Below are 23,754 nucleotides of genomic sequence, written 5' to 3' on the forward strand. Positions count from 1 at the left end.
TCTACACGGAAACCTTTACCCGGCTGCCTTCCAGAAAGAAGAACTCATATTTTTTTGCACCAAGCACTGTCACTTCACAGAGGACAAGCTGTGCAATCTCCGGAACGAATCTGGTAAGCGGTTCATTTCCCACGGCTTCCATCATCTGCCCAGCCCTGATCTTTTCAAGGGGAGTCCCATCTGACTTCATCTGCTGCCATATTTCCATGTACTTCTCCCTGTCCGTGACCAGTTTATTGAATGCTTTTACAAATCCCTTTTCAAGGTCTGCATTATCAACGTAGGCATTCGTGCACACCACTTTTCCGTCTTTCCTGTGGTTTTTGCACTGCCACTGTATGATTCCCCTTGATTTCCAGGAATGTCTTGTGAACAGGCTTTTGCATTCCCCACAGAACACCTTCTCACAGAACGGCATGCAGTCCGCACCATAACTGTATCGATCCGTGCCATGCCTTTGCATGAACTTTTCCCTGCGGTCAAATTCTTCCTGTACCGCATTCCATGTCTGCTTATCTATGATCCCCTTATGGCTGTCCTTTACATAGACCTGTGCGATCTCACCGTTGTTTTTGACCTGTCTCTTGGTAAGGAAATCTGCCGTATAGGTCTTCTGCAGAAGTGCGTCACCCATGTGCTTTTCCTGTTTTAAGATCCCTATTACCGTGCTTGGATACCACTTTGTCTGCCCGAGACACCCCGGGACTTTCTCTTCCGTCAGTTCCTTTGCGATCTGTGCCGGATTGATTCCGATAAGGAAGTCCCTGTATATCCTTCTCACTGTCTTTGCCTGTTCCTTATTGATGACAAGCTTCCCGTTCTCATCCTTATCATATCCGAGGAACTTGAAAGTGTTAAGATGCATCTCACCGTTCTTGAATTTCGTGCGGATGCCCCATTTACAGTTCTCTGAAATATTCCTTGATTCATCCTGTGCAAGGGAGCTTAGGATGGTAAACAGAAGCTCGCCCGTAGAATCCAGTGTGTTGATATTTTCCTTCTCAAATATGATGCCGATCCCTAGGTTCTTTAATTTTCTGGAATATGCCAGGCAGTCCTGCGTGTTCCTCGCAAAACGGCTGATGGATTTTGTTATGACAAGATCTATCTTACCTTTCTCGCAGTCTGCGATCATCTTTTTGAACTGTTCCCTTTTCTTTGTATTTGTACCTGAGATCCCCTCATCTGCATAAATGCCGGCCATTTCATAATTCTCATGCTCATTGATATATTTTGTATAATACTCGACCTGTGCCTCAAAACTATGGAGCTGGTCTTCCTGGTCTGTTGACACACGGCAGTAGGCTGCCACCCTTATCTTCTTTTCCTGTACCGCCTTATGCCCTGTCCGCACCTTCTGGCTTCTTGCTGGTATAACTGTAACGCTTCTTGCCATTCTTATCATCCTTTCTCTGAATATAAATATCTTTTTTGATCTCTCCCCATCCCTTTATGATGGTGTCCGGAACCCTGGTCCCATCACAGGCATCTTTTCCTTTCCGTTTTCTTCTGCTGCATACCCATGTGACTTTATGACTCTGGGGATTTACATATCTTACAAGTCTGCTTCCGCATAACGCACAGAAGATCTTCTCTCTGTAAGGATACTCTGCTTCAGTATTTTCTGGAATTGCTGGCGGCTGCTTCTTTTTATGCCTTCTTTTCCATGATTGTTCTTTTAAATAGGTAAATTCCTTCACTCCCTTATCCGATGCTTTCTCCGCAATATAAGTGTTTTCTTTAAAATGCCACGCACTCCGGAGCACACCATCCGGGATATTAATGCCATCGCAGAAGGTCTTTCCATATCTTTTTGTCCCACTGCATCCCCAGTTAAGTCTGTTGCCTTTGCTGTAGATCCTCTTGTAAAGGGGATATCCGCATTTAGCACAATAGATCTTGTTCATGTAAGGATAATTTTCTTCTGTGAACTCCTCTATCACCGAGCCTTCCGCTAGATAATCCCTCTTTGCAGCCAATGCATCCTGTGCTTTCTGCCAGAGTTCCGGGGAAACAATAGCTTCATGGTCATCTTCAATGTACCATGCATCCACTTCTCCCCTGTTCCTAACCAGTTTTCTCTCTTCATTCACGAAATGCTTGTGCATGATGTAATCGCCTTTGTAAATCTCGTTTTCAAGAAGGCGGAACACGGTACTGTCTACCCACTGCACACCGCCTACCGTCTTTATCCCATTTTCATTCAGGTATCGTTTGATCGATGCGGGAGTATATCCCTCTGCTGCCATCTCATAGATTTTTCTTACCCATACAGCCTCTGCTTCATCAGCAACAAATACTCCTCTCTCGTCTTTTGTATAACCGAAAGACCGCTCAAGGTACTGTACGGGAATTCCTGCCTCGTACTTTCGCTGGTAAACCATCTTTGCACCAGTGCTTCCGCTTTCACTTTCTGCCTGTGCGAATGCTGCAAGGATCGTGAGCATCAGCTCCCCTTCCCCTGACAGCGTATTGATATTCTGAAGTTCAAAAAAAACACCTACATTCAGTTCTTTCAGCTTTCGTGTAGCTTCCAGAACGATTGAAGTGTTTCTTGCAAAACGTGATACTGATTTTGTTAATATAAGGTCTATCTTACCTTTTTCTGCATCGGCAAGCATCTTCTGCAGACCGGGTCTCTTTTCTTTAAATCCCGATATGGCAAAGTCACTGTAAACTCCGGCATATTCATAATCCGGATTGGCTTTTATGACCGTCTCATAATGCCTGACCTGATTTTCCAATGAATTTTCCTGTTCATCCGCATCTGTCGATACACGGCAGTATGCACAGACTTTTAATTTCCTCTTCTGCTCCCTGCTGCCTTCCCTGATCTGAATTTCCACAAGCCATACCTCCTTCCGTTTTGGTAGTCTATATATCACTCTGAAAGCCAATAATAGCAAGTGTTTTCTTGGATACCTTTCACCTTTCTTTCCTTGGCATAAACTGAAAAAAATACGGCCGACAGCCATTACTGACCATCAGCCATATTCCTATGCCTTCACGATATAATCCGAAGAAACAAATCCATAGTATTTTCCTGCAATACGGATATAATACCACGCTTTTCCGTCTGCCGCCTTTACTGTATCACAGACATCCACCAGATTCCCTCTGTACAAATATGGATAAGATTTGATCCTGCCATATTCCTTTCCTGCCCATTTTCGGACATTTAAGGATGAAGCCGTAACCTTCCCTACCCATTTCGGTGTTTTATTGATACCGCCAGAACTGCTGCTCCCGCCGGCATTCCCAGAAGAAGTATTCTGTGAAGATCCACTGTTGTATTTCGGTACTCCATATCCACGGATATATTTTCCATTTACCTGCAGGGTTCTCCGCCCTACTGCATTTCCTTTATTTCCTTCGATCACCGTAATCGTACTGCCGGATACCTTTTCTACAATTCCTACATGATCCGGCCATCCGGTGTTATCACCTTTACCGGAATCATCCCAGTCATAAAAAACAATATCCCCCGGTCTTGGAACTCTTGCATCATTTTCGTCCCATTCCCCAAGCTTCTGGAACAGGGCGATCATCTGCCCGCATCCACACTCTGTCGGGATAATATCCGTCATGCCTGTCTTAATGGCACATGCTGATACAAACGTGGCACACCACGCATCGGTATATTTTACCGAATAATTTCTTGCCAATGGTCTGTGTGCATTATAAGTATCAATGATCTTTTTATGGGATCCGTCTGCCTCACGGCATCCGACCCATGCCTTTGCCTGTGCAATCAATATTGCTGCTGTTTTTGCCATAGTCTCTCGCTCCTTTGCATTGTCATATTTTTTCAGCTCATACTGCTCTACCAGAGCCATACAGTTTTTCACGTAATCAGAACTGGTCGCAAAACCGTCTTCCCTAATGGTTTCCAGGTACTTCCTTGGATCTGTAATACCTTTCAGGTTCTGGTATCTGGAAAGCTGGATAAATTCGAAATATCCCTTTACTCCTTCTTCCATCGAAGAATAGGTACGGAAATTGTCACGGATTGACGTCAGTGTTCCGGGTGTGTATTCTTCTTTAGTTGAAAGATTGACTGAACCGCCCTTCCACTTTGTTCCGCATTTCAATCCAAAATAGTTATGATATTTCGCAGCTAGGGTACTTTTCCCCCAGCCAGATTCCAAAATTGCCTGTGCAATAACAGAAGAACGGACAAGAATGCCATACGCTGAAGCATACTTGTCCACATATCCTGCAACCGCTGTGATAAATTCTTTGTTATTCATAGCGGTTATTCTCCTTTCTCTGAACGGTCATGGAGCTGCTCCAAAACCTCCTTGATCTTTTCCGGCACAGGAAGTCCCAGATGCGATGCATTTTCCAACAGGCTCACGCCTTCATTGGAAAGATAGAAGAAGACCACCGCTGTCCGTAACACACTGCCCGTACCGATCACCTGCACATCCAGGATATTTGCAATTCCGACAAGCAGAAAGATCAGGACCTTTCTGCAGATTCCACGGAAACCTACTGCACTGGATAACTTCCTATCGCTGACCGCACACATCACTCCCGTGAGATAATCGATCACAACGAATGCAAGCAGTGCATAGATCAGGCCATCGCATCCGCCAAGGAAATATCCAAGCCATCCTCCTACTGCTGTAAAAACAAACTGTACCGTGTTCCAAAATTCCTTCATAATGAGTTCCTCCTTTGATTTTTGGGTATAAAAAAAGCACCTCCGAAGAGATACCAGTTACTAAAATTATGCAATACGCTTCCACATATAGCAGGTGATATAAGGCGGGAGGTTCTGACCGTTTCCTATTCCGGTTGAACTAAGTGTACCTTTTGCCGTAAAAGTATGGCTGTGGGTTTCTGAATCTGTCTCCTCTATCAGTTCACTCTGCGGGCTATAGGTACCAAAAGGAGCATTATAAGATTCTCCTTCGTAATCATAACCCGGTTCTGAAGGAACAGGATATGGAAGCGTATGGGAATGTGACCCACCTGTCACCGTGACCGCTGTTCCGGTAAAAGTATGGGTATGACTCTGCAGATACTTACTTCCACCTGTTTTTTCCACTGTAGAGAATTCTGAATCCGATGTGTTTACGCCAATCGGAACACGTCCGCTTCCCCATGACTGCCATGTGCCTCCAAACAAGGATGCCGGACTGGTATTATTCGCGGACATATAAATGCTGCCCACAGGATAAATCGCAGAAAATGTAATTTTCCCCTCTGCCACATTCTTCAGTTCATCCAGCATATCAGCTACCTGAGAGCACAGATCATCATATATCTCCAGCCTTTCTGCTTCATTTGTTAAACGTTCCTCTTCAGCGGCTTCCCTATCGTTCTCGTTTGATACCCTGATTTTTTCAGCACTATTTCTATTAGCTTCCGCTGTCACACGGCTTTTCTCAGCAGATACATACCCTTCCACCTGTGTATTGATTGCATTGATAGAATCATAAATACTCTGCCTGACATCTTTTCCATATACCGCAGACAGGATCTTATTCAGATACGCTGTGACATTTGCCATCTTTTTCTCCCTCCTTCAGCTGCCTGTACTCCATACACTTCATTTCCCGTACTTCTGACAGCACGCCTGTCAGGATCACATCAAGAAGACTTGCCGGAAGCCCGTATTTCTGCTGCAGTGCAACCACTGATTTTGTCATGTCCTCCCTTGCATGATCCAGAATCATACCAAGAGGCATGGGATTCTGTTCTGTTTTATTCTTTTCCTGCTTTTCCACCAAATGCACCTCCCTCAAACAATGCTGTCATTTTTGTCATAGCTGATTCCATAGCAGTAACCTTACCTAAAACTTCTTCCAGCTTCATTTCAAGCGGTGAGCCAGACATTAGTTCCACTGTTTTTTCTGCCATTTCTGTTTTTCCTTCCTTTGGCTTTTCCCCACGGGGAAGTTCCAGTTCGATTTCTTTTTCCACTTTATACCTCCTTAATTCCAGTATCCGACTATGATGCCGTTTTTTACCTGAAGCTTACTGTAAGTCCAGCTGATTGCCCCATTTCCTTTATCCGTAATATTCATGATGATTGGGATTGTTCCAGTAAATGCACTGTATCCGCCAGAAGAAACACCCGAAAGTTTAATGTTGTAGAGCGTATTCCACTCCCCATAAAAATCACAGCCCAGATGCAGCCCCTGTTCCGTGTAGATACTGTTTCCCTGTGAAAAACACAGCATCGTGGTATAGGATGAAGCTCCGCTTGTTTTCTGATAACACCATGCCATATACTTTCCGGTATATTCCAGATCAAACACCAGCCCTTTGTGTGCTGCATTGCTTGACCACTTGTTAGTTCCAATCTTACCTACATAAGTGCCGTCCCTGTAAAAATGCTCCCCATTATAATTGAACTTTGACACCAGCTGATCAGAAGTATTAAATACCTGCAGTTCCCCGTTCTTTAGCTGGATATAATCCGTGATTCCATTCCATGCAGTCTGTAGTTCTCCTGCAATAAAGGAATCTGCATAGATGCTTCTGGCAGCAATATATTTCCCTACGATCTTTCCATCCATCGTAATGGCTGTTCCAAATGTCCCATTATATCCCGTACTGGAATATCCCAGACCATTTAAATTCCATCGCCACACCTTTTTTGCGGTATCCTTATCTGCAGTATCCATGATCAGGATCTCTTCCGGTCTTGTCACCACATGCCCCGTGGTTGCTGCCGTGATCAGGGCTGTTGCATTTTCTATCGCCATCCGCAGGGTGTCAGACTGTGGCGGCAGTGACTGGATCTTCTGTACAAGCGAATCGTTCTGATTTGTTGTACGTTCTGAAATTCCTGCCTTTACACTTGTTCCAAGCGTTACCGTATTATTCTGTGGATTCTGCAGGTCAATGGTAAGTGCAGTAACCGGAAAATACCGGTCCATTCCGTGTGGTTTTGACACGACCCGGATGGAATCCCCCAGTTTGATCCGTTCGATATCCACATCCACCATGTTCAGGTCCACGGCATTGCAGGTCAAAGACAGGTTCTCAAACTGAATATCTGACAGATATTTCTCTGCTTTCTTCTTCAAATTGGCCGGCTCTCCGACATCCTCAAAACTTACAGTCCTTGTCACCACGCCATATTCTTTTATGGCATCCGTGGATTCAATATACGGAACATCCTTATTCACACTCCTGATCGTGGTATATTCTTCCAGCCCTTCGATCGAACTTTCCTCCAATCGTTTACCAATCGGGATCACTCTGGTTGCAATTTCAGATGCATCCGCATTTTCTGTATAATCAAGAAGGTTACTGCCAAACTCAATGACCTGTGTATTGGTATTATCATAATCTGCGATATAATCCAGGTAACGAGTCGTGCCGGAATGCCGGATCCGTAAATGTCCTCCAAGCCTGTCTACCAGCTTATCCTGAATATCATCCAGCGTGTTTTCCCAATTTGTATAGCGGTAAATGCTGTCATTGCTGTCTTCCACCGTAACCATCCCTGTAACAAACATTTTTGGATACAGGTCTTTCCTGTCGAACGTATGGGTGTAATGCCACAAAAGATTGGAACTGTTATCATACGGATTATGCGCACTCTGCATATCAGAAACTTTCTTTGTTTCCACTGCCGTATAAGATGGGAGTGCTGATACAACTGCTGTGTCCGGAACTCCCGCTGTGAACTCTACGCTGTCTATGGAAAATCCATAATATTTATTAACCGATGCGTCCGTATGCCAGTACACATAAAAGTCTCCGGCAGGTACAATAAATGTTTTTCCAGCCACATCATCTGCCTTTTTTTTCGTAAAAACAGCATATGTGGTACTTCCCGACTGATAGTAAAGGGAAAGGTTATCATAAGATCCGCTTTCCCCCGCACATTTGGAGTTAAATGTGACAGCAAGCCGTTTTTCCATTGTTGTCTGCCTGTTATGCACAGCCAGCAGGGTATTCAAGAAGCTCCTCACAGTATAGCCGTGGTATGCCTTCGGCTCCTGTATCGAATCCAGAAGATAGGCAAGTTCCCCTTCGCACACCACTGTCCGGGTATTATAAAAGTTCTTCTCCATACTAAGGATGCGTCCATAGAAAATACTGTCCCCATCTTTTTCTACCCGGATGACAGAAGTCAGCTTTTTCATCTTGTCATACATCGGGTTTACTGCCGGGATATCAAACTCAAATGAGCCGGATTTGTTATCTGCCAGTTCCAGCTTGGTATTAAAAATGATCAGCTCCTGATCTCCCGGAAGATACAAAAGCTGATCGTCATAAAACACTTTATACATTTACAGACTCCCTCCCCGGAACTCAATATTTACTGTATATTTTCCGTAAAAATAGAGTCTTCCACCTCCTGCCGGAATGATCAGATCCGCAAAGCGATTCCGACCTTCCTGCAGAGTGTACCTCGTCCCATTAAAAGTAATATAGTTCGAAACGCTTTCATCAAGGTTGCTGACAAGAAATGCAGGAACAACCGGAATGCCGCTTCCTTCCAGAAGTTTACTGCTGCTTCCAGAAACACTGATCCCACGGTAATCACGGATGATCCCTGTTTCAAAATTCAATACGTCCCACAGCCAATCCTCGCTAGACACATTAATTTCGTATTTATACGCATCCGCATCTACCGTCAGGGTAAATGTACCGAGCCTTCCATTTCTGGAAAACCCCGAAACTTCTGCACGTCCGTGATAATACACATCCGGCTCCTGATCCAGAACAACCCGTACTTCTTTACCCTGATATGCCTTCAGAAATGTCCGGTAAAACACCGGCCACAAATCTTCCCTTTCCATTTTTCCTAAAGAAAACTTAAGCTGTCTGGACTCATATTCCACCTGTCCTGTCAGCGTTTCCGTAAGGTCAATTCTGATACTGCTTCCAGGCACTTCGATATAATTAGTTTTCGGGGATGGCTCACTTACGATATCCGTATTGCCGATCACAAGACCATAATCTTTCCATGTGTGCTTTCCATTGATCGTTGCCCCAAATCCTGCGGTTGTATATTCGCTCATCAGACCATGCCCCTTTCTGCTTTAAATTTCTGCATGCCCAGTTTCTGATTGATCCCGGGTGCCAGTTTTCCTATCAGCGTTCCGTCATCCAGATAGATGCCCTTTCCGCTGTTTTCTGCTATCACAGCCAGATACTGCTCCATTGCCGAAGTATTCAGCCTGTTTGTCAGGATATTTTCCAGCTGTTCATAAAAGCCTTTCAGTGGAAGAACCGCTTCTTTTCCGGCTTCCCCTCCTGCCATAAGACTCGACCCGTTCATGCCAAAGATGGTCGGTCCTGTCATGATACCGCCTTCCTTGTACCAATCGATATTCAGATGCGGTACACTTGGCGGAGCAAGCGACAATTTCCCACTGATACTGAAATGCGGTAACTTGATATGCGGAAGCGACAAATGCATGTTATTAAAGAACCCCGTGATCTTGTCCACGATTCCTTTAATAGTATCCCGTGCTGCCTCAATCGGTGTAACGATTGCACTCTTGATTCCGTTCCAAACAGATACCGCTGTCGATTTGATTCCATTAAAAACAGAAGAAAGTGTATTCTTCAAAGCCTCAAATACGGAAGACACCTTGCTTTTAATGCCGTCAACGACCGCACTGATTGCGGTTTTGATTCCATTCCACACCGTAACTGCTACCGTTTTTACTGCATTAAATACCGTGGTTACCACTGACTTAATGGCATTCAGCACGGTAGATATCTTTGTACTGACTGCATCCCAGACGGTGCTGATCACAGTCTTTATGGTATTCATGACTGTAGAGATCACCGATGCCACGGCATCGATCACAGTCGAAACCGTGCTTTTTATCGTATTCCATACGGAAATAATGGTCTCCTTACAGTTCTCCCATACAAAGCGGAACGGCAGTGTAATGATATTAAATGCTGCTTCCAAAAGCGAACCAATAAACAGGATTCCTATCTGTACCACATTCTTGATGGTCTCCCATACTCCGGTAAAGAATGACGTGATCCCGTTCCAGATATTTGTAAAGAATGTGGATACAGAAGTCCATACTGCATTCCAGCTTGTCCCAAACCATCCAAGGACTGTATCCGCAATCCCACGGATAAGATTCAATGCTGCCGTAAAGATCCCAGTGATCCCATTCCAGATGCCGGAGAATATCTCCTTGATCCCCGACCACATCTGCTCCCAGTTTCCTGTGAAAAGTCCGATAAACACATCCAGCAGTCCCGTCAGTACATCAAGCACTGTACCAAGAACTGTTGAAATGATACTGAATGCTGCTTCAAACACAGGTGCCAGAAGTTCACAGAAACCATTCCAGATTTTTTTCAGTGTATTTACCACTGCAGTAAAATCAATATTAAGGGCTGCCAGCCTTTCCTTGATCCCTTCAACAAATGCCTGTACCTTCTTGACAATACCTTCCCAGATTGCTGTCATGACATTTCTGAATTCCTCGTTGGTATCCCACAGATGTTTAAACGCAGCCACTAAAACGGCCACCACGGCAATAACCGCCAGCACAGGTCCTGCTACCGCCCCAAGTGCACTTGCAAGCCCGGTTACCGAACCGCTGCTTCCTGCGATCTTTACTCCAAGACTTGCGATTCCTTTGGCAAGGGAAGAAAAGCCTTTCATCGCTGTCCCTACGGTTGAGATCGTTTTTCCAAGAATGATCAGGAACGGTCCGATGGCTGCAACCACCGCTGCAACACGGATGATCAGATTTCTCTGGGATTCATCCATGCTGTTCAGCTTATCTACAAATCCCTGTATCTTGGAGACAAGACTCCGGATCACAGGCATAAGCGCCTCTCCAAAAGAAATGGCCAGACCTTCCACCGCTGATTTTAAGATGGTGATCTGACCGGACAGGTTATCAAGCTGTGTATCTGCCATCTGCTGTGCAGCACCACCGGATTCCGTAATGGACTTCTGAAGACTGTCCCAGGTATCCCCGGTATTTGCAAGCAGGGAATTTACGGATGCCAGATCCGTTTTATTAAAGATCGTACTGATGATATTATTCTTCTCTGCAGAGGTCATGCCGTCCATAGACTTATTAAGGTCAGAAAGGATATCGTTCAGACTCCGCATGTTTCCCTGCGAATCATAAACCTGAAGGCCGAGACTCTCCATACAGGCAGCTGCCTTATCGGTCGGACTCTGTAATGCAAGGATCACGTTTCTAAGATGTGTACCGCCCTCTGCTCCCTTGATACCATTATTGGCCAGAATACCAAGGGCCGTATTTAATTCTGCCGTACCGCCTTTTACGGATTTGGCAGTTGCACCAATGGTAAGGATTCCTTCCCCAAGTTGCGCCACGGATGTGTTCGTTGTCGATGCTGTTTTTGCCATCTGATCGACCATTGTATTGGCTTCATCCGTCTGCATGCCAAGGGCTGACATTGCATCCGTTACCATATCCGATGCAGATGCAAGATCAATATCTCCTGCAGCTGCCAGATTCAGTACCGTTGGAAGCGTATCACACATCTGCTGTGTATCATAACCTGCCAAAGCAAGGTAATTAAGTGCCTGTGCACACTCACTTGCAGAAAAGGCTGTTTTCTCTCCCATCTGCTTCGCCAGGGTACGCAGGGTATCCATTGTATTTACTGACTGTCCATCCACCTTTGACATGGAATCAGCCGTAATTCCCATTGTGGCCTGTACCTGGCTCATGGAAGAATCAAAATCTGCCGTAGTCTTCACGGCTGCCGTACCAAGACCTGCAACTGCCGCTGTAACGGGAAGCATTTTTGTTCCGACACCGGATATCTTATTTCCGACTGACTCCAGCTTCCCACCAACCTCTTCGATTTTTGCAAGGGCAGCATTGGAATTGACTGCTTCCTGTGCCAGCTTTTGGAGTTCCTGTTCCGTTTCGATGATCTCCCTCTGAAGGGCATCATATTTGTCCTGTCCCAGATCCCCGTTCTCCAGCTGCTGCTTTGCCTGTTCCTGTGCTGTTTTTAAAGCATCCAGTTTTTCTTTGGTAGAACCAATGGCATCCTTTAAGAGTTTCTGCTTCTGTGCAAGCAGTTCTGTATTTGCCGGATCCAGTTTCAACAGCTTATTGACATCCTTCAACGAAGACTGGGTCGTCCTGATCGTTGCATTTACATTTTTCAGGGCTTTGTCAAGACCAGTGGTATCTCCTCCGATCTCGACCGTGATTCCTTTAATCCTGCTTGCCACCTGCACACACCTCCCCCGTCATGGCAGAAAAAAAGCACCGATCACAACTAAATGATCGATGCCTCATTTTCATAAAAACATAATTTTCTAAGTATAGGAAAAGCACCGCAAATGCGATGCTTTTCCATTCGTCATATCAGGTTTACATTACCAGTCATCTTCCTCATCAAACAGATTTCCTGCCGATGATAAAAAACCAATTTCCCCTGTATCCATATCCATAACCGTATGATCAGATAACCTCATTAAAAGATCACCATCTTCATCCACTGCCATGCTATCCGATATTGTATAGCCCGTCTTTCCATTAAACAGGTCATAAAAAAAGTTTCCCATACAAATACCTGCCTTTCTCAGATTCCTAGTCATCACACCAGCCAAAGCCAAAATCCGGCTCATAATAAATCATATCCCGGTCAAAGTGATTCCCTGTTTTTCGGGCTTTTCCTTCGTTTGTTCTTCTCGCCCGGCATGCCTTATTATTCGGATTATTCTGATTGGCATAATCATTAAGCTGCTGTTTCGTATGAGTTTTACCGGATACTCCTTTTCTCTTAGCCATAGTTATCCTCCTTTCTTCCTGATTCCATTAAATAACCTGCAGAAGATAGCGGACACTTTTGTCACCTTCTAAGCTGAATCCATAGAATATTTTCCAAGGATTATCCCTGCATAATTATTTTCTCAGGAGTGGAGAATAATTTCTGTATTCTTTCAAACAGAAATTATACAATATCATAATAACATGATTTTTCTGATGCTGCTATCAGAATTTATCAAAATCATCCTGCGTGGCGATCTTATTATATTTCACGCCATCATTTGCTTTTTCCGTCCACATGTCGATCACCAGCCCCACCGTCAGAAGATCCAGATCCGATATGGATATTCCAATCTCTACGCTGCGCAGAAGGAACAGCGGTGTTGTCATTTCCCGTTCACTTCTGCCAGACCTTTTTTTGCTGCCACCTCTGTTGCAAGGTTATCACCCCACAGTTCCAGGATCTGAGGCAGCACCTCATAGATGGAAAACATATCAAACTGGTCCAGCCAGTCATCAATGGATGCCGGGATGCTGTTATCCGCATGGTAGGCCATGATATATGCAACATTCTCAAAGATCTCCAGGTCATCGATCTGGAACTCATCCCCATCCTCGGTCTTACCCTTATAGGATTTTTCCAGTTTCGACAGATCCTTAAAAATATCCCTCTTGAACTTTGCACGGTATAATCTCGGAACGGTCGCAGATGACCGGAATGGGATCGTTTTCCCACAAATTTCAATTTCTCTTTTTAACATACCCTTTCACCTTATCCTTTCGCACTGCTTTCTTCTGTTTCTGACGGAATGTATACGGACTTATACCAGTTCGCATATGTCGCTGCATCCGTGGTATCTCCGGTACGGCTCTTTACCAGTCCGTCGCTCCTCGGATCAGCCGTCAGCGACAGCTTCTCCGTTCCCGGCTCGATCGTATCTTCTTTTGTTTCGGATTCGATGGATGGGCGGGATGCCGTACAGTTATACATCACATGGCGGATACTATTCACATCCCCGTCAAATTCAAATAACAGGGCAAATTTTACACTTTCCCCGATGTTTGTACTTTCCACAAGCACGCCTTTTCCATCCAGCTTCTCCTGTAAGATCTCCGTCCGGAACCACTCCGGAATCAGTGCAATTTCCAGATCACCGCTGTATCCGTTATTCGTTACGGAACGGAAATATACGATACCATCTGCATAAAACGGTGTGGATTCCCCTTCTGCATCCAGGCTGATACTGACTGCTCCGGGGATTGCCTTTGGATTTTCATAAGAAAATGTTGTCTCACCGCTGCTGCTCACTGTTTCCTTCAGCTTTGCTGCATGGACATTTTTCAGATTATATTTTACTTTATTTCCCATGTCTAAACCTCCATCTCAAATGAATACAGGACTTCATACAATTTCTCGCTTTCAATCCATACCTCGGATTTCTCATAAAAAATACCCTGCTTATCCAGCACGACTTCTACTTTCTGTTCTGCCGACAAGTCCTTACAGTCGGTATACAGTTCGATATGGACTTCCGTAATCTTCAGATACACCTTTCCGTCCGCAGAAAAATGATTACTCTGCGGAAGAAGATAGCACACAAACGGCGGTTCTGCTGCTTCCCCCTCTTCAAAGTGGTCGTAGGCAAATGGCAGTCCTGTTTCTTCCATCATCTTAACCAGATCATCCATTCCGGATCCCCCTCTCGATTTCTTCCTCAAGCTGGCGGATTCCTGACTCCTCTGCAGGTGCAATATGCGGTCTTGCTGCTACCCGGCCGCCTCCCCTTTTTGCATGTCCATGCTCCAGGAGATGAGCGATCTGGTATCGGTTTTTGGAATGTACCGTCACCTGCAGGGACTTACTGTCTTCCCCGGTCTTTTTGACCGCCCAGCTTTTTCCATAAGTTCCGGTCTTTTTCGGTGCTGTGTCCGCAATCTCCTCCCGGACTGTTTTTCCGGCATTCCTGACCGCCTTTTTCATCACTTCCGTAGTCAGACTGGAATAATCGTCCAGCTCCTTCATGACTTCCGATGCAAGGGCATCCGCTTTGATCTTCTTTGCCATTTCCAATTCACCTCACCGTTTGATCCGTTCCGCACGGATCCTGACAGATTTATTTTTATACTGCACGTTATCAATAAACGTAATATTATAAAGATCCCCACGGAACCTGATGCGGTAATGCTCACTGTCCAGGGCTGCCACCTCGCTGCAGTACCGGATAATAAAATCCAGTTCAGACTGGGCATTCAACTGCTTTGCTGCCCAGTATTCTTTTCCAGACAGGTTATTGGCATAAGCAGCACAGGAATACACATCTTCCCAGACTGCCGTATGGTTTCCGATCTTATCTGTTTTCACGGAACTTTTCTGGAGCGTGATCCGGTCACGCATCAACTCGATCATTAAAACTTCTCCTTCCGTATGCCAAAGAGCAGATATTTCACGGTCTCCGTCATGGCCTTATGGTCGGCTTCCTCCCTGTGCTCATAAAGGTAAGCGATCACATACAATTCCGCTGTCCGCACAACTGCTTCATGCTTTTTAAGTACCGCTGGAGTCCGTCTTGTTACATTTTTAATCAAAGCATTTGCAGTTTCCATCAGATCGAGGATAAAACTATCCTCGTCTGATGAATCCACCCTCAGATACCCTTTGGCTTCCTCAAGCGTTACAAACATTCAGCCCACCTACTTTCCGGCAGCTTTCACATCGAGTGTTTTCACTGCCTCAGACAGGATCAGCTTGCCGTCAACACGCTCGGAAGCGAGAAATCCAACCTGTCCCGTTGTAGCATAAAGCTCATTCAGTCTCTTGAAACTTCTGCCCTGGCGTTCTGCGATCCAGTAATAACTGTAATCACCGAATGCCATCACACGTTTTCCTGCTGCAAGCTCCGGCACATAAATGGATGTACGGTAAGGGCGGTTCAAGATCCTGTCCGGCTCTCCTTCCCTTACAGATGGCTGCCAGATATAATTTCCGTTTCCATCCTTCAGTTTTCTGATTGCCTTAACAGTCGAATCATTCAGAAGCCATACTGCCTTGTTACGGTATGGAGCTCGAAGGGAATAGTAAAGATCCATGACATCATCAAACGTAATGGTGGTATTTGCAGCTGTCACTCCTGTTTCAGCACCGCCTGTTGCGTTGAAAATACCTGTAGGTTTTCCTGCTCCGTCACCGATGAAAAAGGCTTCTTCTTCCTTTGCACCGATCCTTCTTCCAAACTCCCTGGAAATATACTGTTCGATATTAAACACGCTGTCATTTAAAAGCTCATCTGAAACCTTGATCATGGTTGCCAGCTTATGAGCCCCAATGGTTGTCTGCCCAAAACTGTCATTGGATTCTGTAAACTGACCTCCTTCATCGATCCATGCTGCCTCACCCTTTGATGTGACGATTGGAATCTTACGGTCACCGCTCGATGTCTTGATAACAGTAGCCAGATTACGGAAGAATACTTCATCATTCAGGGCTTCCACCAGTGTTCTTTCATACTCATCCGGCACAAGATATCCACCCTCGGAATCCGTACCAATAGAAAGAGCGTTCTGTACTTCGTATGACATCTTGTTTCTCATACCGTTCCAGAACGCTTTTCTGTACTCATCGGTTGCCCTTCCTGTTTTTGTCTCCCCGCCAGTTCCGGCATGCGGCTGATTGGTGATCGGGGTGCTTGTTGCCTTTGCAAGCTCTGCATCAATGGCAGCCTGTCTTTCCAGTCTCTCGATCTCTTTTCCAAGATTTACGACATCCGCTTCCATCTTGTCATAGGTGGCTGCATCTTCAGCAGAAACAAAACCTTCCTGTGTTCTCTTTGCATCAAGGAATGCTTTTGCAGCTTCCCACGCCTTCGCTCTCTTTTCTCTTAATTCTAAAATCTTACTCATAGTTCAATATCCTCCTTAATGTGCTAAGAGACTCAGTCTCTTCTCCAACTGGTTGACTGGTATCATGGCATCCATATCAGACACCTTGGAAAGGAACGATTCATTCATCGCCTTGGTAGAAAACATCATGGAATCCTGCTGGAACGGGAGCTTCTTTTTCCCGTTTTTGTCCTTATCATCCTCTCCGTCCCCTTTCTCTCCATCACTGCCTTCCTCCGGCTTTTCTTCCGGATCATCCGGCTTTTTCTTTTTCTCATCCTCATCGGAATCAAAAAGGATCTTATCCGCAAAGCCAAGCTCCACCGCCTTCTTTGCATTGAACCAGGTCTCGTCATCCATCATGTGCGAGAGCCTTGCACGGGTAAGCCCCGTCTTGAATTCATAGGCATTCAGGATGGATTCCTTGACCTCATTCAGCATGGCGATTGCTTTCTGCATATCCTTCGCCTCACCCATTGCCATCGTTGCAGGATTATGAATCATCATCATAGCCACCGGGGATACACAGACCTTATCTCCTGCCATAGCAATCACGGATGCTGCCGAAGCTGCAATGCCGTCAATCTTGACCGTCACGCTTCCCTTATAATCACGGAGCATGTTATAGATCTGGGCTGCTGCAAACACATCACCGCCCGGTGAATTGATCCACACCGTGATATTTCCATTTCCGGCATTCAGTTCATCTTTGAAAAGCTGCGGGGTGACTTCGTCCCCGTACCATGTTTCATCCGAGATCATGCCATTTAAAAAGAGCGTCCTTTCCATGTCAGGCACGCTCTCATCTTCATTCCTTATCCAGTTCCAAAACTTCCGCTTCATCTTTTACCTCTCTTTCTGCTGTTTTCCTGTGCAGGGAGTTTTTTCTCTTCCTGTGTCTGTCCGGTATCCTTCCCAGCAAATGCACCCGCATCTGCAAGTTTTGTCATAGCACCGTTAATAAGATACAGGCTTCCTCCTTCTTCATCCGGGATCGGATTCATGTTCTCCATCTCACGGATGTCATTGGCAGAAAACCACCCGTTCTGCCTTCCGACCGCATAGCCGTTCATCCTTGACTGGTAATCCCCACGGAGGAGGCCATCCACATTCAGCTTGATAAAATACTTTCCTTTCTCTCCCGGCAGAAGGAGTGATCTCTGTAAGGACTGCTCCCACCGGATCACCCACGGGTCAAGTGTGTATTTTACGAACTCCAAAGACTGCTGCTCAATATTGGAAAAGCTCGATTTATCAAGGTCACCTATCATATGCGGTGGTATTCTGTATAACCTTGCGATCTCATTGATCTGGAATTTCCTTGTCTCAAGGAACTGTGCTTCTTCCGGTGGGATGCCTATCTGCTGGTACTTCATTCCTTCTTCAAGCACTGCGATCTTGTGTGCGTTATTCACACCACGGTATACGGAGTTCCAGGATTCCCTCACCTTTGACGGGTCTTTCAGGACTCCCGGATGCTCCAGAACACCTCCCGGATTTGCCCCGTTTGCAAAGAAACTCGCCCCGTATTCTTCACAGGCAAGTGTCATTCCGACAGCGTTCTTTGCCATTGCAATCGGGGAATATCCGATCAACCCGTCAAATCCCAGTCCGGGGATATGAAGCACCTCCTCAGCTTTCAGCCTGATATCTCCATATTCCTTGAACATGGGGTTTTCATCACTGTTTCTGGAATACACATAATAGATGTTTCCACGGTCATCCCTCTGCACATCCATCTTATCCGGAAGGAGCGGATAAAGCCCAAGCACCCTTCCAGTCCCGTCCCTTATGATCTGGGCATACGCATTTCCCCATATTAAAAGATGACTCATCAGTGTTTCCCTGAACACAAATGAAGTCATCTCCGGGTTCGGCTCGTCATGGAGCAGATAATATAAAGGATGATCATGCACCAGCTTCTTGCCGCCGTCATCCTGATACTCATATACATGAAGCGGTAAAGATGCCACTGCTTCCGCAAGAATTCTGACACAGGCATATACTGCCGTAGTCTGCATTGCAGTCCTTTCATTCACAGGCTTTCCGCTTGTTGTTCTTCCGAACAGAAATGAATATCCTGCATCTGCTGCCTTGTCCACAGGCTTATCCCTCGCCTGTCCAAATCCAAATAAACTCTTAATTCCCATACGATACCTCCGCTGTTAAAATACTATAATTCCTCTGTCATCATATACACTTCCGTCACTACCTTCGTTTCTGATTGCACGGTCAAGTGCCATAACGGTTGCAACAGCCCCATCGATCTTCTCTGTGGATTTTTCTTTATCCATTTTGATGTTTCCTGCGGGATCCTGACGGACAAACACATTATCCATCATCCACCGCAGCACCTTATGACCGCCATGTGCGATCCGCCCTTCCAGTGTCAGCTTCATCAGCTCCTTGGTCGGTGGACTCATATCCTTATAGCCCTGTCCGAAAGGAACAACGGTAAATCCCATGCCCTCAAGGTTCTGTACCATCTGTACCGCTCCCCATCGGTCAAAGGCGATTTCCTTAATATGAAACTTCGTACCGAGTTCATCAATGAACTGCTCAATGAATCCATAATGGATGACATTTCCTTCCGTAGTCTTTAAACACCCTTCGGCTGCCCAAACATCATACGGAACATGATCCCTTCGTACACGCAGCTTCATGTTATCCTCCGGTATCCAGAAATACGGAAGGATCACATACTTCTCGGTATCATTCCTTGGCGGGAACACAAGCACGAATGCCGTGATATCCGTGGAACTTGAAAGGTCGAGTCCGCCATAGCATTTCCTTCCGAGAAGCTCCTCTTCATTCACTGCAAAGGAACAGGCATCCCACTTATCCATCTGCATCCACCGGGTGCTCTGTTTCACCCACTGATTCAGACGGAGCTGCCGGAACACATTCTCCTCTGCTGCATTCTCTTTTGCACTGATATATGCATTCTGCACTTTCTCAATGTCAATCGTGTATCCAAGTGACGGATTTGCCTTATACCACACATCCTCACTCGACCAGTCATCCTCATCAGATGCCCCATAAATTACCGGATAAAAAGTCGGGTCGATTTTTCTTCCTTCAATAATATCCAAAGCCTTCTGATGCTGTTCAAAACACACGGAATTCCTGTCTGTCCCAGCTGTTGTGATCAGGAAGAACAATGGCTGTGTTCTGGCATCACCAGAACCTTTGGTCATGACATCGAACAGTTCCCGGTTCGGCTGTGCATGCAGCTCATCAAATATGACCGCATGGACATTCAGACCGTGCTTGGTGTATGCCTCTGCCGACAGCACCTGATAGAAGCTGTTGGTCGGTTTATATACAAGCCTTTTTACGGACATGACAGGCTTGATCCTTTTCTTCAGTGCCGGACACTGGTCTACCATATCCACCGCAACATCAAATACGATGGAAGCCTGCTGCCTGTCGGAAGCACAGCCGTAAACCTCTGCTCCCCATTCACCGTCACCGCATGTCATATACAGTGCAATGGCAGCCGCCAGCTCCGATTTTCCATTTTTCTTCGGTATCTCACAGTAACAGGTATTGTACTGCCTGTATCCGTTTTCCTTTACTGTCCCATAAAGGGTACGGATGATCTCATCCTGCCAGGGGAGAAGTTCAAACGGAACTCCCCTCCACCTTCCTTTGGTGTGTTTCAGGCAGTTTATAAAATTGACTGCATGGTCTGCTTTTGCCTCATCAAACATTATCCTGCACCGCCTTTCACAAGCAGAAGCTCCATTTCATCATTCTGCTTATCTTCCATGCTGTCCGTGGAGATACGGCTTCTTGCAGACGGGGTCAGTCCAAACTGCTCACAGAACTTATTCATGATCTTCAAATATGTCTGTGCGATGGATACCTGCGGTACCTGCTGCCAGTATCCGCTCGGGGTCTTTACGATGGTCCCGTGCTGTGTAATGAACTCCTCTGCCTCTTTCCATCTCGCATATGCCTGACAGTATCCTGCGAATGCTGCCATATCTATTTCTGTCAGGATGCCGAGATGCTCCAACTGTTTCGCCATCCTTCTCCATTCTTTCTTTGCCTCATCCTCGAGCCATGCCGGACAGCGCGGGGCCTTTTTCTCCGGCTTTGGTTCGCCTGTATTAAGGCTTCTCTTGCCCGGATTTCCCTCAAGCACCTTGACTGCCGTTGGTTTTGGTTTTCTTCCTCTTTGTGCCACTGTCCTCACCTCCCTGTAAAAATGGCAACAAAAAAGACTCCCGAAGAAGCCTTTTTACATAACCACTATCTGTTTGACCTGTGTATGGTCTCTATAATTTCTTCCTGTTCTTCTCTGCTCACGCCCATGCTTGCAAGTGCCTCACGGGTTCCGCAGTCCGGGCAGATAAGCGTTCTGCCGTCTGCCCTTGAAAGGGCGGGTGTCCTTGCGTATCTTGCCCCACAGCGGGGGCATATCCGTATGTGCAGTGTTTCACTCTTCATGTCCTGCCACCTCCACTGCTTTGATCTGTGCCTCGGAAAGGTATTGCTCGTCAAAGCCAAAGCTGATGTACCCCTGAAGGCATGTGCTGACATACGAAAGGGAAGGTACTCCTATCTTCCGTTCTTCATGCATGATGTACACAAAGCACTTCCTTCTGCGTATCTTCCCCGTACGGATGCCTCTGATATCGAGTTCCATTTCTTTTTTGTAATAAAACGCCGGATATCCTTCGTAGCGGTCAAGTGCCGCCTCATCCGACTCCGTGACTTCCCATACCGCCACGGGAACCTCGCTGCCTTCCTTCGGCTCAATGGTAAGATAGGCTCCCGTACGGCTTCCTTTAAAGAGAAGCTCATAATCGTGTATAACTGCAGTACCAATCACTCTTGCGTGAGGGCATCGTATCCGCATCTGTCTGATGTTCAGGTTGCTGCCATAAGCAATGTAATATCTTTTCATATTGTTTCCATCCTTTCTGAAGGGAACACCCTTCTACCACCTTAAGACCGCTCATGGCGGTCAGTGCTCCAAGGTGGCAGAAGGCTGTTCTCTTCAAGCAGCCCTTCCGTTTCTGAAAGCGGTGTCTCCTGCAAGTCTCTTTGTAAGGATGTCCCTTGCGGTCTTGAATTCATCCCCGATGAATCCGAGGCGTAAAAGCCATGTCCTCATTGCATATTTCGGATTTTCTGTCTGCTGCGGTTTCGGGCTTGCCGTCCTTACTTCCTTTGCCATCTGGCTTAAGGCAAGGCAGAGCTGGATGTAGCTTTTCAGCTGTCCCGCATGCAGTCCGTTCAGCTTTCCGTCAGCCGGAGCATCAAATTGGAAAAGTCTGAACTCGACCGTTCCCTTTGTGAATGTTGCATGGTAGTTTAACATATGGTATCGGCTGTCATTGTAATGGTGGTCTCTTCCGTAGCTTGCCCCGTTTGCCGTGTACCAGATGTCTGCAAGGGCTGCCATCGTTTTTGGTTTCTTTTTATTGAGTTCCTTAAGGAATCTTGGGTCTACCGTTTTGCAGTAGCGGTTCATCCGCCAGCTGTCGAGGTTTAAGGCATCCGCTAAAAGGTTCTCGTGTCCCGCCATGATGTTTGCAAGATTTCGTAAAGTCTGCGGTGTGTGTCCATTTGCTCCGATGTGGATGTGGACTCCGCATCCCCTTGTTGCATCACTCTTGGCTCCCGCATGTCTGAGCTTTCTTATCAGTTCCTGAAGAAGTTCGATGTCTTCGTAGTGAAGGATCGGTGTGACCAGCTCGCATTTTTTATCATCCGGTCCCGCAATGCTGACATCCTTCTGGAATTTCCATTCCCTTCCGCTTGCATCCCATGCGGACCATGTATAATATCCGCTTCTGGAAGCCGTGTTTTCAAATCTTCCTGTTCCGAAAAATGCCGCTGCAAGTTCTGCAGCCTTATCCCTTCGTATGTTGTTCATCTCAACCTCGACCCCGATGGTCTGTTTCTTCATTTCCTCGATCTGCTTTGTAATCCTTTCGTTCATGGCTTGTACCTCCGTTTGTTTTCTTCCCTTTCGGTAGGTACATATTCGCTCTAAAACACACATATATCCAGTTATATATGCGCCATAAACTGCACAAACATCAGCCGGAAAAACTGTGTATATTATGACTGTATTTTACGCCATTCATCCACTCCGTAGATCATCGCAAGAGAGCCGTGTCCGTCCCATACCGTGTGGAGCTGTCCTGCATCATCCACAAACTCCACCGTTCCGATGGTCCCTGACGGGATCTTTCGGTAGGGATCATCAAGGCGGATAAGCTCCACCCTGGTTCCCGAAGGATATTCCTTTCTCAATCTCTCAAGTGTCTGTCTGCTTACTCCGAACATACCGTTGACCCCCTTTCTGCCCTACGGTTGGCTTTCCACCTTTCCGCATCTTCCGGAGTCCGGAATGCCGTATGACCTTTCAGCCCCTTAAGGAAAAAGGATCTTGTTTCCTTTCCTTCGCTCCCTCCAAATCCGATGGATACCAGCCATGCCCTCATGTAATATTTTTCATTCTCTTCAATGGTCTGTTTCGGATTCACACGTTTCTGTTCCGATGCTTTCTTTACCATTGCCGATGCAAGTCTGCAGTATTCCATCATGCCATCGGTATGTGGAAATCCCGTGAACTCAATATTCCCATCTGCAAAGGTAACACCGCTGCATCCGCCCTGCTCCGTAATGAACCCTGCTGCTGACTCCGTATCTTCAAAGTTACTTTCGGCAAGGGCATTTATAAGGCTGTCTGCTATGGAAATGCACTCCCTTCCGACTGCCCTGTTGATAAGGTACTGTTTGGAATGCATCATGTTTATCAGGTTGATGATGCCCTGCGGTGTCATGCTGCCGATTGGTATTTTGATCTCCGCTTCCGGTTCCTCCGTCTGTGTTTCCTGTATCTCTTCTGCCACATCATTCTGGAAAAGCACTCTTCTCACCTCGTCTTCCATGCTGTCATCTTCAAGTATGACCTTTGCATCCCTGTCCACCGTGATGCTTCCGATGCGGTATGCAAAGGATGGCGGTCCAAGGTATTCTGACCTCTGTCCGAAATGTCCGGATAAGGCTTTTACTAATTCTTTCCTATTCTCAGCGTTTGTAATAATTTCCATTCTGCTGGTCTCCTTTCTTTTTGGTAGTACCATATATCACTCTGAATGCCCGTATAGTCAAGCAGATAATGGTACTTTCCAAA

At 46.1% G+C, this 23,754-nt stretch carries 29 protein-coding genes; all 29 read right to left on the reverse strand.

The window, feature by feature from the left end; all coding sequences use genetic code 11:
• Position 1 precedes the first annotated feature (1 nt).
• Positions 2–1,396, reverse strand: coding sequence for a recombinase family protein (locus ACH9UM_RS05975; RefSeq protein WP_227076980.1), 1,395 nt, complete (start codon positions 1,394–1,396; stop codon positions 2–4).
• Positions 1,338–2,846 (reverse strand): recombinase family protein, encoded by a 1,509-nt coding sequence (locus ACH9UM_RS05980; protein WP_400092243.1) that lies wholly within the window; start codon positions 2,844–2,846, stop codon positions 1,338–1,340. Before ACH9UM_RS05980 ends, ACH9UM_RS05975 begins: the two co-directional genes overlap by 59 nt.
• A 150-nt stretch (positions 2,847–2,996) precedes the next feature.
• Entirely contained in the window at positions 2,997–4,250 is a 1,254-nt protein-coding gene (locus ACH9UM_RS05985; protein WP_227076982.1) for a glucosaminidase domain-containing protein, read from the reverse strand.
• A 5-nt stretch (positions 4,251–4,255) separates the two neighbouring features.
• A complete protein-coding gene (locus ACH9UM_RS05990) occupies positions 4,256–4,666 on the reverse strand; it encodes a holin family protein (RefSeq protein WP_004845673.1) in 411 nt (136 codons plus the stop codon).
• 66 nt (positions 4,667–4,732) lie between these two features.
• Positions 4,733–5,518, reverse strand: a complete 786-nt coding sequence (locus tag ACH9UM_RS05995) for a phage baseplate protein (protein ID WP_055297939.1) — start codon at positions 5,516–5,518, stop codon at positions 4,733–4,735.
• On the reverse strand, positions 5,490–5,735 hold the full coding sequence (locus ACH9UM_RS06000) for a hypothetical protein (protein ID WP_117980686.1): 246 nt from the start codon (positions 5,733–5,735) through the stop codon (positions 5,490–5,492). Before ACH9UM_RS06000 ends, ACH9UM_RS05995 begins: the two co-directional genes overlap by 29 nt.
• Positions 5,713–5,931: a hypothetical protein gene (locus tag ACH9UM_RS06005; protein ID WP_055297937.1), complete on the reverse strand. Its 219-nt coding sequence runs from the start codon at positions 5,929–5,931 to the stop codon at positions 5,713–5,715. The genes ACH9UM_RS06000 and ACH9UM_RS06005 overlap by 23 nt, the downstream gene beginning before the upstream one ends.
• Positions 5,932–5,942: 11 nt before the next feature.
• Positions 5,943–8,258, reverse strand: coding sequence for a phage tail spike protein (locus ACH9UM_RS06010; protein ID WP_055297936.1), 2,316 nt, complete (start codon positions 8,256–8,258; stop codon positions 5,943–5,945).
• The gene (locus tag ACH9UM_RS06015) at positions 8,259–8,993 is read right to left on the reverse strand and encodes a hypothetical protein (protein ID WP_055297935.1); all 735 of its coding nucleotides are present in this window, start codon (positions 8,991–8,993) and stop codon (positions 8,259–8,261) included.
• On the reverse strand, positions 8,993–12,178 hold the full coding sequence (locus ACH9UM_RS06020; protein ID WP_400092249.1) for a phage tail tape measure protein: 3,186 nt from the start codon (positions 12,176–12,178) through the stop codon (positions 8,993–8,995). Before ACH9UM_RS06020 ends, ACH9UM_RS06015 begins: the two co-directional genes overlap by 1 nt.
• Positions 12,179–12,325: 147 nt before the next feature.
• Positions 12,326–12,514 (reverse strand): hypothetical protein, encoded by a 189-nt coding sequence (locus ACH9UM_RS06025; RefSeq protein WP_055297933.1) that lies wholly within the window; start codon positions 12,512–12,514, stop codon positions 12,326–12,328.
• Positions 12,515–12,539: 25 nt separating this feature from the next.
• A complete protein-coding gene (locus ACH9UM_RS06030; RefSeq protein ID WP_055297932.1) occupies positions 12,540–12,740 on the reverse strand; it encodes a hypothetical protein in 201 nt (66 codons plus the stop codon).
• A 204-nt stretch (positions 12,741–12,944) separates the two neighbouring features.
• Positions 12,945–13,109 (reverse strand): hypothetical protein, encoded by a 165-nt coding sequence (locus ACH9UM_RS06035; protein WP_172677246.1) that lies wholly within the window; start codon positions 13,107–13,109, stop codon positions 12,945–12,947.
• Complete coding sequence (locus ACH9UM_RS06040) at positions 13,106–13,480, reverse strand: hypothetical protein (protein WP_055297931.1); 375 nt, start codon at positions 13,478–13,480, stop codon at positions 13,106–13,108. The genes ACH9UM_RS06035 and ACH9UM_RS06040 overlap by 4 nt, the downstream gene beginning before the upstream one ends.
• 11 nt (positions 13,481–13,491) lie before the next feature.
• Entirely contained in the window at positions 13,492–14,088 is a 597-nt protein-coding gene (locus ACH9UM_RS06045) for a major tail protein (protein ID WP_004845661.1), read from the reverse strand.
• A 2-nt stretch (positions 14,089–14,090) separates the two neighbouring features.
• The gene (locus ACH9UM_RS06050) at positions 14,091–14,408 is read right to left on the reverse strand and encodes a hypothetical protein (RefSeq protein ID WP_400092254.1); all 318 of its coding nucleotides are present in this window, start codon (positions 14,406–14,408) and stop codon (positions 14,091–14,093) included.
• Positions 14,401–14,784 (reverse strand): HK97 gp10 family phage protein, encoded by a 384-nt coding sequence (locus ACH9UM_RS06055; protein ID WP_055290018.1) that lies wholly within the window; start codon positions 14,782–14,784, stop codon positions 14,401–14,403. The genes ACH9UM_RS06050 and ACH9UM_RS06055 overlap by 8 nt, the downstream gene beginning before the upstream one ends.
• A 12-nt stretch (positions 14,785–14,796) precedes the next feature.
• Complete coding sequence (locus tag ACH9UM_RS06060; protein ID WP_055290016.1) at positions 14,797–15,126, reverse strand: phage head closure protein; 330 nt, start codon at positions 15,124–15,126, stop codon at positions 14,797–14,799.
• A complete protein-coding gene (locus tag ACH9UM_RS06065) occupies positions 15,126–15,401 on the reverse strand; it encodes a head-tail connector protein (RefSeq protein ID WP_055290014.1) in 276 nt (91 codons plus the stop codon). The genes ACH9UM_RS06060 and ACH9UM_RS06065 overlap by 1 nt, the downstream gene beginning before the upstream one ends.
• Before the next feature lie 9 nt (positions 15,402–15,410).
• Entirely contained in the window at positions 15,411–16,616 is a 1,206-nt protein-coding gene (locus tag ACH9UM_RS06070; protein WP_055297930.1) for a phage major capsid protein, read from the reverse strand.
• A 15-nt stretch (positions 16,617–16,631) separates the two neighbouring features.
• A complete protein-coding gene (locus tag ACH9UM_RS06075; RefSeq protein ID WP_055290010.1) occupies positions 16,632–17,438 on the reverse strand; it encodes a head maturation protease, ClpP-related in 807 nt (268 codons plus the stop codon).
• Positions 17,435–18,745: a phage portal protein gene (locus tag ACH9UM_RS06080; protein WP_055297929.1), complete on the reverse strand. Its 1,311-nt coding sequence runs from the start codon at positions 18,743–18,745 to the stop codon at positions 17,435–17,437. The genes ACH9UM_RS06075 and ACH9UM_RS06080 overlap by 4 nt, the downstream gene beginning before the upstream one ends.
• Before the next feature lie 15 nt (positions 18,746–18,760).
• The gene (locus tag ACH9UM_RS06085) at positions 18,761–20,308 is read right to left on the reverse strand and encodes a terminase TerL endonuclease subunit (protein WP_177291157.1); all 1,548 of its coding nucleotides are present in this window, start codon (positions 20,306–20,308) and stop codon (positions 18,761–18,763) included.
• Positions 20,308–20,787 (reverse strand): phage terminase small subunit P27 family, encoded by a 480-nt coding sequence (locus ACH9UM_RS06090; RefSeq protein ID WP_044997925.1) that lies wholly within the window; start codon positions 20,785–20,787, stop codon positions 20,308–20,310. Before ACH9UM_RS06090 ends, ACH9UM_RS06085 begins: the two co-directional genes overlap by 1 nt.
• Positions 20,788–20,852: 65 nt before the next feature.
• Entirely contained in the window at positions 20,853–21,050 is a 198-nt protein-coding gene (locus ACH9UM_RS06095; RefSeq protein WP_044997923.1) for a hypothetical protein, read from the reverse strand.
• Complete coding sequence (locus ACH9UM_RS06100) at positions 21,040–21,510, reverse strand: gamma-glutamylcyclotransferase family protein (protein ID WP_004845650.1); 471 nt, start codon at positions 21,508–21,510, stop codon at positions 21,040–21,042. Before ACH9UM_RS06100 ends, ACH9UM_RS06095 begins: the two co-directional genes overlap by 11 nt.
• A gap of 93 nt (positions 21,511–21,603) precedes the next feature.
• The gene (locus ACH9UM_RS06105) at positions 21,604–22,551 is read right to left on the reverse strand and encodes an amidoligase family protein (RefSeq protein ID WP_400092260.1); all 948 of its coding nucleotides are present in this window, start codon (positions 22,549–22,551) and stop codon (positions 21,604–21,606) included.
• 122 nt (positions 22,552–22,673) lie between these two features.
• Entirely contained in the window at positions 22,674–22,901 is a 228-nt protein-coding gene (locus ACH9UM_RS06110; RefSeq protein ID WP_008117754.1) for a DUF4314 domain-containing protein, read from the reverse strand.
• A complete protein-coding gene (locus tag ACH9UM_RS06115; protein WP_243022734.1) occupies positions 22,889–23,671 on the reverse strand; it encodes a hypothetical protein in 783 nt (260 codons plus the stop codon). Before ACH9UM_RS06115 ends, ACH9UM_RS06110 begins: the two co-directional genes overlap by 13 nt.
• Positions 23,672–23,754: the final 83 nt, after the last annotated feature.

The organism is Mediterraneibacter torques (assembly GCF_044591705.1).
Lineage (GTDB): Bacteria > Bacillota > Clostridia > Lachnospirales > Lachnospiraceae > Mediterraneibacter > Mediterraneibacter torques.

Bases quoted from the DNA above. Each gene is read 5' to 3' on its own strand.
- ACH9UM_RS05975 (WP_227076980.1), bottom strand. From the start codon at position 1,396: ATGGCAAGAAGCGTTACAGTTATACCAGCAAGAAGCCAGAAGGTGCGG.
- ACH9UM_RS05985 (WP_227076982.1), bottom strand. From the start codon at position 4,250: ATGAATAACAAAGAATTTATCACAGCGGTTGCAGGATATGTGGACAAG.
- ACH9UM_RS05990 (WP_004845673.1), bottom strand. From the start codon at position 4,666: ATGAAGGAATTTTGGAACACGGTACAGTTTGTTTTTACAGCAGTAGGA.
- ACH9UM_RS05995 (WP_055297939.1), bottom strand. From the start codon at position 5,518: ATGGCAAATGTCACAGCGTATCTGAATAAGATCCTGTCTGCGGTATAT.
- ACH9UM_RS06010 (WP_055297936.1), bottom strand. From the start codon at position 8,258: ATGTATAAAGTGTTTTATGACGATCAGCTTTTGTATCTTCCGGGAGAT.
- ACH9UM_RS06015 (WP_055297935.1), bottom strand. From the start codon at position 8,993: ATGAGCGAATATACAACCGCAGGATTTGGGGCAACGATCAATGGAAAG.
- ACH9UM_RS06025 (WP_055297933.1), bottom strand. From the start codon at position 12,514: ATGGGAAACTTTTTTTATGACCTGTTTAATGGAAAGACGGGCTATACA.
- ACH9UM_RS06030 (WP_055297932.1), bottom strand. From the start codon at position 12,740: ATGGCTAAGAGAAAAGGAGTATCCGGTAAAACTCATACGAAACAGCAG.
- ACH9UM_RS06035 (WP_172677246.1), bottom strand. From the start codon at position 13,109: ATGACAACACCGCTGTTCCTTCTGCGCAGCGTAGAGATTGGAATATCC.
- ACH9UM_RS06040 (WP_055297931.1), bottom strand. From the start codon at position 13,480: ATGTTAAAAAGAGAAATTGAAATTTGTGGGAAAACGATCCCATTCCGG.
- ACH9UM_RS06045 (WP_004845661.1), bottom strand. From the start codon at position 14,088: ATGGGAAATAAAGTAAAATATAATCTGAAAAATGTCCATGCAGCAAAG.
- ACH9UM_RS06050 (WP_400092254.1), bottom strand. From the start codon at position 14,408: ATGGATGATCTGGTTAAGATGATGGAAGAAACAGGACTGCCATTTGCC.
- ACH9UM_RS06055 (WP_055290018.1), bottom strand. From the start codon at position 14,784: ATGGCAAAGAAGATCAAAGCGGATGCCCTTGCATCGGAAGTCATGAAG.
- ACH9UM_RS06060 (WP_055290016.1), bottom strand. From the start codon at position 15,126: ATGATCGAGTTGATGCGTGACCGGATCACGCTCCAGAAAAGTTCCGTG.
- ACH9UM_RS06065 (WP_055290014.1), bottom strand. From the start codon at position 15,401: ATGTTTGTAACGCTTGAGGAAGCCAAAGGGTATCTGAGGGTGGATTCA.
- ACH9UM_RS06070 (WP_055297930.1), bottom strand. From the start codon at position 16,616: ATGAGTAAGATTTTAGAATTAAGAGAAAAGAGAGCGAAGGCGTGGGAA.
- ACH9UM_RS06075 (WP_055290010.1), bottom strand. From the start codon at position 17,438: ATGAAGCGGAAGTTTTGGAACTGGATAAGGAATGAAGATGAGAGCGTG.
- ACH9UM_RS06080 (WP_055297929.1), bottom strand. From the start codon at position 18,745: ATGGGAATTAAGAGTTTATTTGGATTTGGACAGGCGAGGGATAAGCCT.
- ACH9UM_RS06085 (WP_177291157.1), bottom strand. From the start codon at position 20,308: ATGTTTGATGAGGCAAAAGCAGACCATGCAGTCAATTTTATAAACTGC.
- ACH9UM_RS06095 (WP_044997923.1), bottom strand. From the start codon at position 21,050: ATGAAGAGTGAAACACTGCACATACGGATATGCCCCCGCTGTGGGGCA.
- ACH9UM_RS06100 (WP_004845650.1), bottom strand. From the start codon at position 21,510: ATGAAAAGATATTACATTGCTTATGGCAGCAACCTGAACATCAGACAG.
- ACH9UM_RS06105 (WP_400092260.1), bottom strand. From the start codon at position 22,551: ATGAACGAAAGGATTACAAAGCAGATCGAGGAAATGAAGAAACAGACC.
- ACH9UM_RS06110 (WP_008117754.1), bottom strand. From the start codon at position 22,901: ATGTTCGGAGTAAGCAGACAGACACTTGAGAGATTGAGAAAGGAATAT.
- ACH9UM_RS06115 (WP_243022734.1), bottom strand. From the start codon at position 23,671: ATGGAAATTATTACAAACGCTGAGAATAGGAAAGAATTAGTAAAAGCC.